Raw genomic sequence first — 14,933 nt, forward strand, 5'->3', positions numbered from 1 at the left:
GCTACTTCACGGGGTGCTTGGCCGCCCAGCCGGTCTCGTACAGCCCGATGATCTTCGCCGGCTGGGTCCCGAACCAGGAATAGCCGTCGCGGCGTTCGCGCGAGAGTTCGTTGACGTTGTCGCGCAGGGTCTTGTCGCGCTCGCCGAAGACGGGCTTGCCGCTGGTGTCGTAGTAGCGCGCCCAGATCGGACCCGCGCCCGGCTTCTCGACCAGGTGGCGGCCATCCGGCTCGCCCTTGCCGGTCCATTCGAAGCCGACGATCGCGGCCTTGCGCAGCCAGGCGACGCCCGCATGGACGGCGGCCACCTCGGCCGGTGTCGGGTCGGGCAGTTGCATCAGATAGAACAGCAGGTCGGCGCTCTCGCCGGTCGCCAGGGCGGGCGGCTCGAAGTTGCGGCCGGCGACCGGCGCCAGCGTGAAGGGATCGGCCTGCTGGCCCCAGATGGTCGGCTTGCCGTCGACGCGGATCTGGGCGGCGACGATCACTTCGCGACCCTTCTTGGCGGCGGCGCCGGCCTTGGCCCGCAGGTCGGCCGGCACGAAGGCGAAGTCCAACTTGGCTTCCGCCACCTCGGTCAGCAGATAAGACGCCTCGGAGACAGCGTTGTCGTTGAAGGTGACCGCGTCGTGATAACCGCCTTCCAACGGCCAGACCTGCGGCCAGCCGCCGTTGGGGAACTGCGCGGCCAGCAGATAGCGCACGCCCTTTAGGAAGCTCTGGCGATAGGTCTCGCCCTCGGCGCCCGGGACCTGGCGAGACACCTTGGCTAGGAAGCGCAGCTCGGTGATCGTGGCGTTGTTGTCCAGCGTGCCGACATAGCCCCATTTCGGATCACGCGCGGCGTCGAAGTCGTTCTCGGTCAGGTACTTGGAGTTATTGTCCGAGGCCCACGGCTGGCCCGGCAGGCGCGGGGCGCCCGTGCGGTCCTGGTTCTTGCTCCAGCCGCCGGCCGGGGTCTGGAAGCTGACGATCACGTCGGCGATGTGGCGCGCCTCGGGCGAGCCGTACCAGACGGGATCCTTGTCCAGGGCCATGCCGCCGTCGCCATGACCCGCCGGCGGAGGCGGCGGCGGCGTCTGGCCAGGCTTCAGCTCGGCGGCCAGGGCGGCGCGGTCGGCCTTCTCCTGAGCGATTGAGCGGTCCAGGTAGGCCTTCCAAGCCGGCTGTTGCGCCGACGGCAGGGCCGCGATGCGCTCGGCGGTGATCGGTTGGGCCGGGACGTTGGTTCCGATGACTCCGGCCCCGACCGGCGAGGCCAGCAGGCTGGCGGACAGAAGCAGGCCAAGAGCGGCGGCGCGGCGGATCATCGGACATCTCCCCAAGGGCGTATTCACGGGCGCCTTCACGCTTGGACGCCTTGCCTCACAGGAATGATACCGGTTTCCTATCCGGAGGGAACCGCCTTCGCTCAGCCCTCGATGATGTGCGGCACGAACCGCGAGCGGTCGCGCGTCACCCGGCCGCGATCCTCGCGCACGCCGACCCCGGCCGGCTGGTCGCCGATCACCCAGGAGCCAACGACGGGATAGTTCGCGCCGAACCTCGGCGGCGGCTTCAGTTCCTGGCGGATCCAGCCTTCGGCGCCATAGCCCTGGTCCAGCACCCGGCCCTTGCGGCCGTTGGTCCAGAGCTCGACATTCGCGCCCTCGCGGCTGAATAGCGGCTTGCGGGCGTAGCTCGATCCCAGGCGCTCGACCTTGGGATCGTCGTCGAAATAGGTCTCCAGCAGGTTTGGGTGGCCCGGGTGGCGCTCCCACAGCAGTGGCAGCAGCGCCTTGTTGGAGAGCAGCGCCTTCCAAGGCGGCTCGATGAACAGGGTCTTGGAGCCGGCGATGTTGGCCGCGTACGGCTCGCGCAGCATGTCCTCCCAGGGGTACAGCTTGAACAGCGCGCCGATGATGTAGTTGTCCTGGTCGACGAAGCGGCCTTCGGCGTCGAGGCCGATCTCCGTTGTCGGGACGAACTTCGGCTCCAGTCCCGCCAGCCGCGCCATGTCCTCCAGGAACCGCACCGTCTGGCGGTCTTCGACGAAGTCCGGATCGCTGGCGAAGTGGACGAAGCCGCCGTTCGGGAAGATCGCCTTGAACCGCTCGGCCAACTGGTCGTGCAGGCTGTTGAACTGGTCGGTGCTCTCCGGCAGCACGCCGCGCTGGATCAGGTCCTCCAGCCACAGCCATTGGAACACCGCCGCCTCGTAGACGCTGGTCGGCGTGTCGGCGTTGTACTCGTAGAGTTTCGGCGGCCCCTCGCCGTCGAAGAAGAAGTCGAACCGGCCATAGAGCGACGGATCGCGCGCCCTCCACGAAGCCGCGACGACATCGCGCGAGGCCTCGGGGATCTGGAGTTTCGCCATCAGGGCGTCGCTGCCGACGGCCTCGTCGACGACCTCCAGGCACAGCTTGTGGAGCGCCTCGGTCGCGGGCTCCAGATGGCCTTCGACCTCCTCCAGCGTGAAGGCGTAGGCCGCCCGCTCGTCCCAGTAGCGACGACCATCGGCGTGATGCCAGGTGAAGCCGACGGCCTCGGCCCTGGACTTCCAGTCCGGCCGAGGCGTCAGGGTCAGGCGGCGCATCAGGCGTCCTTGGCGCCGGCCTTGGCCTTGTCCTCGATCGCCAGCATCGGCGCGGGCAGCGCCTCGTCCTTCGGCGCCATCAGGCGGGCCAGCACATCCTCGGCCCCGCCGCCGCCCGGCAGGATGCCCGCCGCGGACAGCTTGGCGTCGAGGTCGGCGCCGGTCTTGCGCTCCTCGGCCTCGTTATGAAGCTTGAACTGCTCCTCGCGGACGGCCTGCCGCTCCTTGATGCGCTTCAAGCTATCGGCGGCCGAGCCGACGACGCCGCTGGCCGAGCCCGAACGCGAGATCACGGCCGCCTGGGCCTTCTGGACGCTCTCGTTGACCTTGACGATCTCGATCTCGCGGCGCAGGGCCTCGATCTTGGTGTCGGTCTGGGCGATCACCGTGCGCAGCTTTTCCTCGGCCGCGCGCAGCTCGGTCATCTGGGTCGACTTCTGGGTCGCATCCTTCTCCAGATCAGCGATGCGCTGGGCGACTTCCAGGGCCAGGGCTTGGTCGCCCTTGCCCATGGCCGCGCGGGCCGAGGCCTCGTACTTGCGGATTTGATCGGTCAGGCCGGCGACCTCGGTCTCCAGCGCCCGACGGCGCGCGACCAGCTTGGCCAGTTCGTCGCGGGCCTTGCCCTGGGCGTTGTCGGCGTCGCGGATTTCCTGGTCCAGGATCCGCAGGGCGTTGGCGTCGACGATGGTCTGAGCCCCGTCATGGGCCGTGCCGCGGAAGAGCGCCGAGAGCTTGCTCCAGATCGACATTCGAAGGTCTCCAGGTCTCTGTTTTTAGGCGGCCGCGACGCGGCTCTTTTCGAAGGTGTCGCGCAGATCGCTGGCGGCGGCGATGGCGTTGTCGGCCAGGGTGCGCAGCTCGATCACCAGGGTCTGCAGGGTGGTCTTGGACGAGATCTCGCCCATCAGCTCGTAATAGTCGCGGCCGTCGACCGTGGTGATGCCGAAGTTCGAGAGCGGCACGATCTTCTGAGCCTTGAGCAGGAACTCGTTGAACGCCGCGCGATCGTTCTGCTCATCGCAAGGCCACAGCAGGGTCGAAACCACCAGCTGCAAGCCGCCGCCGCTGACATAGATCGGCAGGTCGCCGAACTCGTGCATGACGACCAGCAGCACGGGCTCGACGCCCTCCACCACGGTGACGGTCATTTCGCCCTCGCGGACCAGCGCGCTTTCCACCAGCCCGTCACGCAGGGTGTGGATCGTCCAGGCGGTGTCGATAACGGAGTCCATGTGTCTGACGCCCTTGGGAGGGTTGGGGTTGGTCTTCAGGTTCGGCCCGCGTGCCGACTCAACGACGATGGCCTGAACGGCCGAGAGGATGTCGGGTTTGCACGCCGCCGGCGCCCAGACCTCGATCTTCACGAAGCCGGCTTGCCGACGGGCTTCTCGCCACGCGCGGGTCCTTTCGGCGGCCTGAGCGCCTCTCGTCGGTTTGGCAGGCATGCGTTACATGTACGCATAACATGTACGCTTGACAAGACGCCGTTCGACGTCATCCTGCGCCCGACTTCACCGAGGGACAAGCGCGTCCGGCGGTAGAGCTGACGTCGCCGCTCAGATAGGCGCGCCGGCCAGGAATTCGAGGGCTCGCGCACAGCGATGTTCGGAAAGCTTTTCGGCAGGAAGGACGCCCAGCGCCCCGCCCTGCCCGTCATCCGCAACGTGACGATCGGCCGGACGGTCATTCTGGACCCGCTAGCCTGGCGACGCTTCGGAAGCGAAACCCGGTTCGTCCTGGATCGCGACACCTTGGAGATTACCGCCCAGGGCCTGATCCAGCTGAACGACGGTGCGTTCGTGCACCGCTTCTATACTGACGACGAGATCCTGTTTCAGGTGGTCTCGGACGATCGCGAGGGCCAGCGCGCCAACGACTTCACGGTCTTCGTACCCTGGGCCAGCGCGTATCCCGCCGATCGCGCCGATCGCGACCTGTGGGCCGAGCGCCTGCGCGCCCGCACGTTCCAGGCCGAGGGCCTGCCAATCTACCGCCGCTTCTGGTTCGGCGAGGACGCCGAGCGGCAAGACCCGGTCACGCTCTGGGAAGACGTCTATTACGACCGCGAGGGCGAGACGCCGGACCGGCGCCTGTTCCAGACCACCATGCTGTTCCACCGCGAGCTCTCCGGGGGCGAAGGCCGCGAGCTGCTGCTGGCGCTGACCGCCGAGCCCGAGGACGGCGACGTGACGCATGAAACCATGATCGGCCTGCCGTTGTCGGTAGGCGAGTTCAAGGCTTGAGGGAGAGGCCGATGTTCGACTTCACGGCATTCCAGGACGGGGCGATCGCGTTCCTGGTGGCCTTCGCGGCCGCCGGCCTGTTCACCGTCGCCTTCAAGTACGTCTACCAGTGGGTGACGCCCTATAACGAGAAAGCGCTGATCCGACAGGGCAACCTGGCCGCGGCCATCGCTCTCGCCGGCGCGCTGATCGGCTACGTCCTGCCTCTGGCTTCGGCGTTGAGCCACACGGTCAGCCTGCCGGAGTTCGCCGCCTGGGCGACCCTGGCCGGCGTCATCCAGATCGCCGCCTTCACCGGCGTCCGCCTGGTCGCCCTGCCCGACGTCAAGGCGCGGATCGAGAACGGCGAGACCTCGATCGGCGTCTATCTGGCGGGCATCTCGATCGCGGTCGGCGTGCTGAACGCCGCCTGCATGACGGCGTGAGGATCGCGCCATGAGCCCGCGCAAGCGCTCCGCCTCGCTACACCTGACGACGATGCTGGCCAGCGCGGCCAGCTTGACCCTGGCCGGCTGCGACGACCCTGGCGCCGGCGCCCAGGGCGGTTGGGATCCCAATCGCGGCGAACAGGTCGAGGCCTTCAGCTACAAGTCCCTCGAGGAATGCAAGGCCGCCAACGAGGTCTCCGACCAGCAGTGCGACACCTCGTGGGCGGCCGCCCAGAAGGACGATCAGAAGAACGCGCCGCGCTACGAAGCCCGCGCCTCGTGCGAGGACGTCTACGGCGTCGGCAACTGCGTACCGCGCAGCGAGGCCGGCCATGGCAGCTTCTTCACGCCCTTGCTGGCCGGTTTCGTGATCGGGCGGATGCTGGACGGCGGCGACTACTATCGCGGCACTGGCCTCTATCGCCGCAACGACGACTATGGCGGCGGCTACTACTCGACCTGGGGCGGACGGCTTGGCCGCGACTACGGCACCGGCCGCACGGTCATCACCCGCGAGAGCATCGATCCGCCCGACGTGATCCGCAACGCGCCGCCCAAGGTCCAGACCCGCACTTCGGTCGTCTCGCGCGGCGGTTTCGGCGGCGGGCGCAGCTACGCCCACAGCGGGGGCTTCAAGGGCGGCTTCGGCGGTTAGAACGGCTCGACATTTTTGCGATTGACTCGCAACTGGACATCCCGTTTAGTTGAGAAGTGTTCGCAAGAACGCGTCGGGCCGCTCACCGAAGTCGGTTCGCCAGGGCGGGTGTCGGCCCCCTGCTCGGCGAGGAGATTTCCGGCGTGCGGTCCGACCTTTTCCCCGATCCCTTCCATGGCGCTTCCGTCGACGACTGCGGCCCCCTGGCGCTGACACGGGGCGAGCGCGTCCTGCTGTGGATGCTGCGCCAATGGGTGACAGCGCGGGTGCTGGGCCAGGAGCCCGGCGAGCGCCTGTCGCGCGAAGCCGGCGCTCTCGTCTCGGCGCGTGTGGCGTCGGCCTTCATCCTGATGATGACCACGATCGAGGGCCAGGTTCGCCGCCCGCTGCGCATCGCCGCGCCCTGCCGGCAGGGCTACGCCGAGGACGAGCAGCGGTTGGTGACCGCCTGCGGAGTCTGCCCGGCCTCGCCCGAGATCGCGGGACGCCTTCTGGAAGGCCTGGTGATCGCGCCGGAGGCTGTGATCGTGACGGCGCGCTTCCTGAACATGGCCCTGGCCCACGAGGCGCTCGCCTTGCCGGTAAGGTTCGACGAGCCGGACCGCCCGCCGGCCGCGCGCCCCACCCTGCACTGAAGCTTATCGGTAGCCCTGATGCGCCAGGCGCATGGCGAGGGCGCGCGCCGCCATCTCGACATCGCGCCAGGTCACGTCGAAGTCGCCAGCGTCGCCGTAGTAGGGATCGGCCACCGCCCTGCCCTCATAGCCGGGCACCAAGTCCAAGAGCAGGCCTAGCTCCGCCGTCGCGTCGCGCGGCGCCAGCGCCCGCAGGCCGCTCAGGTTGGTCTCGTCGAGCGCGTAGATGTGAGTGAAGTTTCGAAAGTCGTCCTTGGTCACCTTGCGGGCCCGCTGGCGGGTGATGTCGACGCCGTTGCGCCGCGCGGCCGCGATGGCGCGAGGATCGGGCGGCTCGCCGGCATGCCAGCCGCCGGTGCCGGCGGAGTCGACGACGACGTCCAGCTGCATCCGCTGCGCCTCGGCTCGGAAAGCGCCCTCGGCCAGCGGCGAGCGACAGATGTTGCCCAGGCACACGAACAGAACCGAAGCCTTCGCCATCAAGCCCTTCCCCAGCCGCCGCCACCGGGCGTCTCGATCACGATAGCGTCGCCCGCGCCGACTCGCACCAGGTCCGTGGCGGCCATGGCCTCGACAGCTCCGTCGGCGCGTTCGACCCGCGCCGCGCCTAGGGCGCCGGGGCGCCCGCCGTGCAAGCCGAACGGCGGTACGCGCCTGCGGTTAGACAGCAAGGTCACGGTCATCGGTTCTCGGAAGCCGATCTTGCGCACGACGCCGTCGCCGCCGCGATGCGTCCCTTCGCCGCCGGATCCCCGCCGGATCGAGAAGGCTTCGACCAGCACCGGATAGCGCGCCTCCAGCACCTCGGAATCGGTCAGGCGGCTGTTGGTCATGTGGGTCTGGACAGCGTCGGTCCCGTCGAAATCAGGTCCCGCGCCCGAACCACCGCAAATGGTCTCGTAGTACTGCCGGCGCTCGTCCCCGAAGGTGAAGTTGTTCATCGTGCCCTGCGCGGCGGCCATCACGCCCAGAGCGCCATAGAGGGCGTCGACCACGACCTGGCTGGTCTCGACATTGCCCGCCACCACCGCCGCCGGATAGCGCGGCCGCAGCATCGAGCCTTCCGGGATCACCAGCTCGACCGGCCGCAGGCAGCCGTCGTTCATCGGGATCTCGTCGTCGACCAGGGTGCGGAAGACGTACAGCGCCGCCGCCCGGCAGATCGAGGCCGGAGCGTTGAAGTTGGTCGGGACCTGATCGCTCGTGCCGGTGAAATCAACGCGAGCCGTGCGAGCCTTCTGGTCGACGTTGATCGACACGCGGACCACCGCGCCGTCGTCAAGTTCGTAGGCGAACGACCCGCTCTTCATCGTCGCCAGCACGCGGCGGACCGCCTCCTCGGCGTTGTCCTGGACGTGGGCCATGTAGGCTTCGACGACATCCTGGCCGAACTCGGCGACCATGGCGGTCAGGGCCTCGGCGCCGCGCGCGCAGGCGGCGATCTGGGCCTTCAGGTCGCCGATGTTCTGGTCGGGGTTGCGGGCCGGCCACTTGCCCGACGCCAGCAAGGCGCGGGTCTCGGCCTCGCGGAACCGACCGCCCTCGACCAGCAGGAAGTTCTCGATCAGGACGCCCTCTTCCTCGACCGTCTTGCTGTTCGGCGGCATCGAGCCTGGGGTGATCCCGCCGATGTCGCCCTGATGCCCGCGGGCGGCGACATAGAACAGCAGAGCCCCCGCCGCGTCGAACACCGGCATGACCACGGTCACGTCCGGCAGGTGGGTGCCGCCGTTGTAGGGCGCGTTCAGCATGTAGACGTCGCCGGGCTTCAAGCCGCGACCGTCGCCCAGCCGCGCGTCGCGGATCGCTCGCACGCTGTCCCCCATCGAACCCAGGTGCACCGGCATGTGCGGGGCGTTGGCGATCAGGTTCCCGTCCCGGTCGAATAGGGCGCACGAGAAGTCCAGCCGCTCCTTGATGTTCACCGAGTAGGCGGTGTTCTGCAGGGCGAAACCCATCTCCTCGGCGACAGCCATGAAGAGGTTGTTGAACACCTCCAGCATGACCGGATCGGCCTCCGTGCCGATCGCCTTGCGGGCCGGCAGGGCGACGACGCGGTCGAGGATCAGGTTCAGGCGAGCGTCCACGGTCGCGCGCCAGCCGGGCTCGATGACGGTGGTGCCTGTGCTTTCGCGGATGATGGCCGGGCCGAGGACCTCAGCGCCGATCGGCAAGGCCTCGCGGTCAAACACCGGCGTGGATTGAAGCGCGCCGGCCATGCGGGCCTCGACGGTCGCGAGCGGCTCGACGCCGTTGGACGCGCCAGCTTCGAACTCAGGCTCCGAACCGGCGTCCGAATGGCCGATCGCCTCGACAGACAGGGTCTCGACCACCAACGACGTCGTGGGCGAGATGAAGCCGAAACGGCGCTGATGCTGATCCTCGAAGGCCGCGCGCACGGCGGCGGCGGCGGCGAACGGCACGACAAGCGGCGTGTCGGTCCCCGCATACTTCACGCGCAAGCTGGCGAGCGTCTCCACGGAAGCCATCGGCGCGTCCTGAGCGCGCAGGGCCGCCTCGGCCTCGGCGGCGAGCGTCGTCGCGCGCGCCGCCAGGTCGCCCGCGTCGTCCAGGGGCCGCTCGACCGTCTCTTCGCGGATCAGCCGCAGATCGGCCAAGCCCATGCCGTAGGCGGAGAGCACGCCCGCGAAGGGGTGGATCATCACCTTGGTCATGCCTAGCGCGTCGGCGACCAGGCAGGCGTGCTGACCGCCCGCGCCCCCGAAGCAGGCCAGGACATAGCGGGTGACGTCGTAGCCGCGCTGGATCGAGATCTGCCGCACGGCCTTGGCCATATTCTCGACGGCGATGGTGACAAATCCCTCGGCGACCTCCTGAGGGGTCATGGCCTTGCCGATGGCCGCCGCGATCCCGCCAGCCATCGCTTCAAAGCCGCGCGCCACGGCCTCCACGTCCAGGGGCTGGTCTGCATTCGGTCCGAACACCTTCGGGAAGAATTCCGGCCGCAACTTGCCCAGCATGACGTTGCAGTCGGTGACCGTCAGCGGGCCGCCTCGGCGATAGGCCGCCGGTCCCGGGACGGCGCCGGCGGAGGCGGGGCCAACCCGCAGCCGCGCGCCGTCAAACGAACAGATCGATCCGCCGCCGGCCGCTACGGTGTGGATGTTCATCATCGGCGCGCGCATCCGCACGCCCGCCACCACCGTCTCGAACGCCCGCTCGTACGCTCCCGCATAGTGGCACACATCGGTCGAGGTGCCGCCCATGTCGAAGCCGATCACGCGCTCGAAGCCGGCCTCCGCCGCCGTCCGCGCCATGCCGACCACGCCGCCGGCGGGGCCCGACAGGATGGCGTCCTTGCCCCGGAAGGCGCGTGCGTCGGTCAGGCCGCCGTTCGACTGCATGAACAGCAGCCGCGTGTCGTGGCCGAGCGCGCTTGCGACCTGATCCACATAGCGACGCAGGATGGGCGAGAGGTAGGCGTCGACCACGGTCGTGTCGCCCCGCCCGACCAGCTTCATCAGCGGGCTGACTTCATGGCTGACCGAGACCTGGGTAAAGCCGATCTCACGGGCAATGGCGGCTGCCCGCGCCTCGTGATCGATGAAGCGAAAGCCGTGCAGCAGCACGATCGCGATGGCGCGGAAGCCGGCGTCATAGGCGACTTGCAGATCCCGCCGCGCCGCTTCTTCATCCAGCGGACGCAGCACCTCCCCCTCGACGCTGATCCGCTCGTCGATCTCGACGACGCGGTCGTAGAGCGCCTCGGGCTTGACGATATGGCGCTCGAACAGCTTCGGCCGCGCCTGGTAGCCGATGCGCAGCGCGTCGGCGTGGCCTTGGGTGATCGCCAACACGGTCGGCTCGCCCTTGCGCTCGAGCAGGGCATTGGTCGCGACCGTGGTGCCCATCTTCACCGCGTCGATCGTCGCGTCGTCCGGCAGCAGCGCACGCACCCCCGCCACGGCGGCGTCGGGGTAGTGTTCCGGGTTCTCCGACAGCAGCTTGTGGGTGACCAGCGTCCCGTCCGGCCGCCGCGCGACGATGTCGGTGAAGGTGCCGCCGCGATCGATCCAGAATTCCCAGCCGCGCGGCGACTGATCGGTGGCGGTCATGAGGGGCGGAACTCCTTGCTCCGCCTCCTCATAGCCTTTGGAGGCTCTACTTCAACAGCCCCAGCAGCTCCGCCGCCTGCCAGAGGCCCAGCAACAGGAAGATCAAGGCCGCGCCCAAGCGGACATACTTCAACGGGACGATCTTGGTAGCGGCCTCGCCGAGGTACACGGCCGGGACGTTGGCCAGCATCATGCCCAGGGTGGTGCCAGCGGCGACCCAGGCGATCGAGTGGAACTTGGCGCCTAGGGCCACGGTGGCGATCTGGGTCTTGTCGCCCATCTCCACCAGGAAGAAGGCGACGGCGGTGGTGACGAAGACGCCGTACCGGCCGGCGCTCTGGCCGTCCTCGTCATCGGCCTTGTCGGGGATTAGCGCCCAGGCGGCCATGGCGATGAACGAGATGGCGATCGCCCACTTGAACCCGGCGCCGCTCAGGAAGTCAGACACCCAGTAGCCGGCCGTGGCGGCCAGGGCGTGGTTGGCCAAGGTGGCGACCAGGATGCCGAGGATGATCGGGACGGGCTTCTTGAAGCGCGTGGCCAGGATGATGGCCAGCAGCTGGGTCTTGTCGCCGATCTCGGCGATGGCCACGACCAGGGTCGAGACGAGCAGGGCTTCCACTGAAATAGTCCTCTGGGCCGGGCGCATGCCAATAGCGTCGACGCCCACCCGGCCCGGATGGAAATCGGCGCCATTGGTCTCGCCAAGGAAGCTTCAAGTCCGCTTCCCTTCCCCGCGCCATGGATCAGAGATCCAAGTGTGTTGACGGCGGGGCCCGCTGATCGGCGCGGGCGGCTACTCCCCAAAGGTGAGGCGGCGTGTAGCGGACCCCGTCCCGCGCGTCAACGCGTCAGGCGACCGCCGCCGGCGCGTCGAAGCGCATCACGTGGATCGCCACCCGAACCTTGCCGGCGACGAAATTGCCGCCGACCGCCGTCAGCACCACGGGCGTGTCGGCATAGTAGGCCGTCGGTCCCACCACCCCGATGTTGCTGGAATTCTTGGCCACGCCCAGCGAACCGCCGAACTTGCTGGCCTCGCCCGCAACGCCGCAGTTGTAGGCGGTCGCGCCGGTGACGGCGACCGTGGTCCGGGTCGAGACCGCCAGCACGATCGCCCGATTGGGGATCACGATGCTAGTCGCGGTCGAGGCGCCCGACAGCGTCACCTCCTGCTCCAGGATCTCGAGCCGTGTCGTGGCGAGGTTCGGCGTGGCGGCCGCCGTGAGACTCCGGAACGTCGCCGACAGCGGCGTCCATGCCGCGCCGTCGAAGGCGACCATCTGGTTCTCGTCCTTGACCCAGGCCAGCACGCCTTCAGCCGGCGCGAGCGCCTCCCAGGCGCCGGCCTCGAAGCGCATCAGGGTCCCGCCCGGCTGACCAGCCCAGGCCGCGCCCGTGGCGCTCGCCGGCAGGATCCAGACGCCGCCGGCGACCGGACTGGCGGGCTGAGCGGCCGCGGCGCGGCTCTCGACCGCCAGTTGGACGAGACCGTCCAGCCGGGCGAGGCTCTCGTTGATGGGGATGTGTTTCTGCGCCTGAGCGGCGACCACATAGGGCAGGCCGAGGCGGGGCGTGACGTCGTCGAACATGGGAGCTCCGGAGGCGGATTGGATCACGCCTCCAGCATCCCCGCGCCACGGGAACCGGGGACAGAGCGGTCCCCGTCCCCGTCGAACACCCGTCTACTCGGCGGCGAAAGCCAAGTGATTTCCGGACGTAAGCGCCGTCTTGGCCGCCAGTTCGGCCTTGGCTTGCTCGTACTCGGCCGCGAAACGCGCGATGAGTTCGGCCGCCGGCAGCACTTCCTTGATCGCGCCAATGCCCTGCCCCGAGCCCCAGATATCGCGCCAGGCCTTGGCCTCCTGGTTGCCGCCCGAGCCGAAGCTCATCTTGGACGGGTCGCTTTGCGGCAGGTTGTCGGGATCGAGACCCGCCGCGACGATCGACGAGCGCAGGTAGTTGCCATGCACGCCGGTGAACAGGTTCGAATAGACGATGCCGTCGGCCTGGCCCTCGACGATGGCGCGCTTGTAGCCTTCCACCGCATTGGCCTCTTCGGTCGCGATGAAGGCCGAGCCAATATAGGCCAGGTCCGCGCCCATGGCCTGTGCGGCCAGGATCGAACGACCGCAGGCGATCGAGCCCGACAGCGCCACCGGGCCGTCGAACCACTGACGGATCTCTTGGATCAAAGCGAACGGCGAGAGCGTGCCGGCGTGGCCGCCGGCGCCGGCGGCGACCGGGATCAGGCCGTCGGCGCCCTTCTCGATCGCCTTGCGGGCGAAACGGTCGGTGATCACGTCATGCAGGGTGATGCCGCCGTACGAGTGGATCGCCTGGTTCAGGTCTTCGCGCGCGCCCAGCGAGGTGATGACCACCGGGACCTTGTATTTGACGCACAGCTCGATGTCCTCCTCGAGCCGGTTGTTCGTCTTGTGAACGATCTGGTTGACGGCGAACGGCGCCGAGGGGGCGTCCGGGTGCGCCTTGTCATACGCGGCCAGTTCCTCGGTAATGCGGGCCAGCCATTCGTCCAGTTGCGAGATGGGACGCGCGTTCAGCGACGGGAACGAGCCTACGATGCCCGCCTTGCACTGGGCGATCACCAGGTCGGGATTGCTGATGATGAACAGCGGCGAGGCGATGACCGGAAGGCGCAGACGGTCGCGCAGGATCGGCGGCAGGGCCATGGACGGAGGTTCTCCCCTTTGGAGATCGGCTTGAGCGCCGAATATATGATCGCCGTTCAGCTTAAACGCTCGTTTGGCGCCCGCGCAAGGCTTGACGGCCGTAGCGGCAGGGGCGCATCACGATCGAAAATAAAAATGCTGCAGTGCAGGAGAGAGACGCTTTGACCGAGGCGACCACGCCCCTGGCCGAGGATTTTGGTCCCCAAGGCGACGACGCCACGCGCGCGCGCTGGATGGCCTTGGTCGAAAAGACCCTCAAAGGTCAGAGCTTCGACGACGCCCTGACCACCGCTACGCCCGACGGCGTGACGATCCAGCCTCTCTACACCGCCAAGGACGGCGTCGCCGTCGCCCGCGACCTGCGCATTCGAGACGCCGAACGTCCTTGGGATCTGCGCGTCCGCGCCGCCCATCCCGATCCTGCGCGCGTCGCCAAGGACGTGCTGACCGACCTTGAGGGCGGCGCGGCGTCGGTGCTGCTGCAGTTGGACCCCACCGGCAAGAACGGCGTCGCGGTCGGCTCGGCCGATGACCTCGCCAAGGCGCTTTCCGGCGTGCTGCTGGACCTCGCGCCGGTGGCGCTGGACGCCGGCTTCCTGGGTCCCAAGGCCGCCGACTGGCTGGGCGCTTTGGCCAAGGCCGCGCCGAATGCGCCGCTCGCGTTCCACCTCGATCCGCTGACCGCCTTCATGCAGGCGGGCGTCAGCCCCGGCCCGATCGAGAGCCACGTGTTCAACGCTGCGACCGTCGCCACGCGTCTGGCCGCTGCGTACGCCAAGGCCAGCCTCTTCCTCGCGACCGGTCGCGCGGTCCACGAGGCCGGCGGCTCGAACGTCGAGGAGCTGGCCGCCATGACCGCCGCCGCCCTCGCCTACGCCAAGGCCCTGACGCGCTCTGGCCTGTCGACCGAGGAAGCGTTCGGCCGCATCGTGCTGGGCGTCAGCCTGGACGGCGAATACTTCACCGGCGTCGCCAAGATCCGCGCCGCCAAGGCGATGTGGGCGCGGCTGACCGAGGCTTGCGGCGTCTCCGTTCCCGCCAAGATCGAGGCCCGCTCGTCGCGGCGGATGCTGGCCAAGGCCGACGCCTGGACGAACCTGCTGCGCCTGACCTCGGCGGGCTTCGCCGGCGCGGTCGGCGGGGCTGACGCGATCGTGCTGGACGCCTTCACCGACGCCATTGGCCTGCCGACCGCCTTCGCTCGCCGCCAGGCTCGAAACACCCAGCTCGTCCTGATGGAAGAGAGCAATCTGGGTCGCGTCGCCGATCCGGCGGGCGGCGCCTGGTATCTCGACAGCCTGACCGATCAGTTGGCCCGCGCCGCCTGGAACGACTTCCAGGCCATTGAGGCGGCCGGTGGGATCATCAAGGCGCAGGAAAGCGGCTTCATCGCCAGCGGCGTCGCCAAGACCCGCGCGGCGCAGGAAGCCGCCTACGCCGACAAGACCCGCAAGATCCTGGGCGTCACCGTCTTCCCCAACGCCGACGACAAGCCGCCGGAGGTGGAGACGCCAGATCCGGCCGCCTTCGCGGTCCCTGGGCCGGACATTCGCCTGCCCGGGCCGGACAGCAAGTGCCCCGCGCTGACGCCCATCCGCTTCGCCGCCGCCTTCGAGGGAGCCTGAG

General features: G+C 68.7%; 14 protein-coding genes. 5 read left to right on the forward strand and 9 right to left on the reverse strand.

Annotation, left to right across the window (positions count from 1 at the left end; genetic code table 11):
- Window position 1: 1 nt before the first annotated feature.
- The 4 genes from pelA to CSW60_RS05425 form a co-directional block, all read right to left on the reverse strand.
- Window positions 2–1,309 carry a pectate lyase gene (pelA, locus tag CSW60_RS05410; protein ID WP_099536271.1) on the reverse strand — a complete coding sequence of 436 codons (1,308 nt, stop codon included), beginning with the start codon at window positions 1,307–1,309 and terminating at the stop codon, window positions 2–4.
- Window positions 1,310–1,410: 101 nt separating this feature from the next.
- On the reverse strand, window positions 1,411–2,574 hold the full coding sequence (locus CSW60_RS05415; protein ID WP_099536272.1) for a glutathionylspermidine synthase family protein: 1,164 nt from the start codon (window positions 2,572–2,574) through the stop codon (window positions 1,411–1,413).
- Window positions 2,574–3,326, reverse strand: coding sequence for a PspA/IM30 family protein (locus tag CSW60_RS05420; RefSeq protein WP_099536273.1), 753 nt, complete (start codon window positions 3,324–3,326; stop codon window positions 2,574–2,576). The genes CSW60_RS05415 and CSW60_RS05420 overlap by 1 nt, the downstream gene beginning before the upstream one ends.
- Window positions 3,327–3,350: 24 nt before the next feature.
- The gene (locus CSW60_RS05425) at window positions 3,351–4,022 is read right to left on the reverse strand and encodes a YjfI family protein (protein ID WP_099536274.1); all 672 of its coding nucleotides are present in this window, start codon (window positions 4,020–4,022) and stop codon (window positions 3,351–3,353) included.
- A 156-nt stretch (window positions 4,023–4,178) separates the two neighbouring features.
- Between CSW60_RS05425 and CSW60_RS05430 the strand changes: the two genes are divergently transcribed.
- The 4 genes from CSW60_RS05430 to CSW60_RS05445 all read left to right on the forward strand — a co-directional run bounded on the left by CSW60_RS05430 (window position 4,179) and on the right by CSW60_RS05445 (window position 6,538).
- Window positions 4,179–4,820: a YjfK family protein gene (locus tag CSW60_RS05430; protein ID WP_099536275.1), complete on the forward strand. Its 642-nt coding sequence runs from the start codon at window positions 4,179–4,181 to the stop codon at window positions 4,818–4,820.
- 11 nt (window positions 4,821–4,831) lie between these two features.
- A complete protein-coding gene (locus CSW60_RS05435; RefSeq protein WP_099536276.1) occupies window positions 4,832–5,245 on the forward strand; it encodes a DUF350 domain-containing protein in 414 nt (137 codons plus the stop codon).
- A gap of 10 nt (window positions 5,246–5,255) precedes the next feature.
- Complete coding sequence (locus CSW60_RS05440) at window positions 5,256–5,903, forward strand: DUF1190 domain-containing protein (protein WP_099536277.1); 648 nt, start codon at window positions 5,256–5,258, stop codon at window positions 5,901–5,903.
- A gap of 143 nt (window positions 5,904–6,046) precedes the next feature.
- Complete coding sequence (locus CSW60_RS05445; protein WP_099536278.1) at window positions 6,047–6,538, forward strand: hypothetical protein; 492 nt, start codon at window positions 6,047–6,049, stop codon at window positions 6,536–6,538.
- 3 nt (window positions 6,539–6,541) lie between these two features.
- Here CSW60_RS05445 and CSW60_RS05450 read toward each other — a convergent pair whose 3' ends face one another.
- The 5 genes from CSW60_RS05450 to CSW60_RS05470 form a co-directional block, all read right to left on the reverse strand.
- Window positions 6,542–7,018 carry a low molecular weight protein-tyrosine-phosphatase gene (locus CSW60_RS05450; protein ID WP_099536279.1) on the reverse strand — a complete coding sequence of 159 codons (477 nt, stop codon included), beginning with the start codon at window positions 7,016–7,018 and terminating at the stop codon, window positions 6,542–6,544.
- Window positions 7,018–10,614 carry a hydantoinase B/oxoprolinase family protein gene (locus CSW60_RS05455; RefSeq protein ID WP_099536280.1) on the reverse strand — a complete coding sequence of 1,199 codons (3,597 nt, stop codon included), beginning with the start codon at window positions 10,612–10,614 and terminating at the stop codon, window positions 7,018–7,020. Before CSW60_RS05455 ends, CSW60_RS05450 begins: the two co-directional genes overlap by 1 nt.
- A gap of 46 nt (window positions 10,615–10,660) precedes the next feature.
- The gene (locus tag CSW60_RS05460; RefSeq protein ID WP_099536281.1) at window positions 10,661–11,236 is read right to left on the reverse strand and encodes a TMEM165/GDT1 family protein; all 576 of its coding nucleotides are present in this window, start codon (window positions 11,234–11,236) and stop codon (window positions 10,661–10,663) included.
- A gap of 229 nt (window positions 11,237–11,465) precedes the next feature.
- A complete protein-coding gene (locus CSW60_RS05465; RefSeq protein WP_099536282.1) occupies window positions 11,466–12,206 on the reverse strand; it encodes a DUF2793 domain-containing protein in 741 nt (246 codons plus the stop codon).
- A 93-nt stretch (window positions 12,207–12,299) separates the two neighbouring features.
- Window positions 12,300–13,307 carry a nitronate monooxygenase family protein gene (locus tag CSW60_RS05470; RefSeq protein WP_099536283.1) on the reverse strand — a complete coding sequence of 336 codons (1,008 nt, stop codon included), beginning with the start codon at window positions 13,305–13,307 and terminating at the stop codon, window positions 12,300–12,302.
- 233 nt (window positions 13,308–13,540) lie between these two features.
- On the opposite strand from CSW60_RS05470, the gene CSW60_RS05475 reads away from it, so the two are divergent.
- Window positions 13,541–14,932 carry a methylmalonyl-CoA mutase family protein gene (locus CSW60_RS05475; RefSeq protein WP_099537557.1) on the forward strand — a complete coding sequence of 464 codons (1,392 nt, stop codon included), beginning with the start codon at window positions 13,541–13,543 and terminating at the stop codon, window positions 14,930–14,932.
- The last annotated feature ends 1 nt before the right edge of the window (window position 14,933 follow it).

Origin of the sequence: Caulobacter sp. X, assembly GCF_002742635.1 — a bacterium.
GTDB lineage: Bacteria > Pseudomonadota > Alphaproteobacteria > Caulobacterales > Caulobacteraceae > Caulobacter.